Here is a 243-nt window from a genome sequence, read left to right on the forward strand (position 1 = left end):
TGAACCTACATAAACATGCCCGTCTTACCCCTCGAGGTCGAGCCCTTCTCGTACAACGCATGCTCACGGGGCTGCGCGCCGAGGAGGCAGCACAAGCGGCGGGGAGTCAGCGTCCGCACGGCCTACAGATGGCTCAGGCGCTGTCGTGAGGAAGGCGAGTCCGGTCTGCTGGAGCGGTCATCACGTCCGCATTCATGCCCGCATGGGACCTCGGGCGACCGGGTCGCACAGTTGATCCCGCTC

1 pseudogene is annotated in these 243 nt (G+C 65.0%); it reads left to right on the plus strand.

Annotated elements, in window-relative coordinates:
* A pseudogene (locus RND78_RS28075) lies at window positions 1-243 on the plus strand (leucine zipper domain-containing protein); the annotation flags it as partial.

Source organism: Pseudomonas oryzihabitans (assembly GCF_032027545.1).
Taxonomy (GTDB): Bacteria; Pseudomonadota; Gammaproteobacteria; order Pseudomonadales; family Pseudomonadaceae; genus Chryseomonas; species Chryseomonas oryzihabitans_F.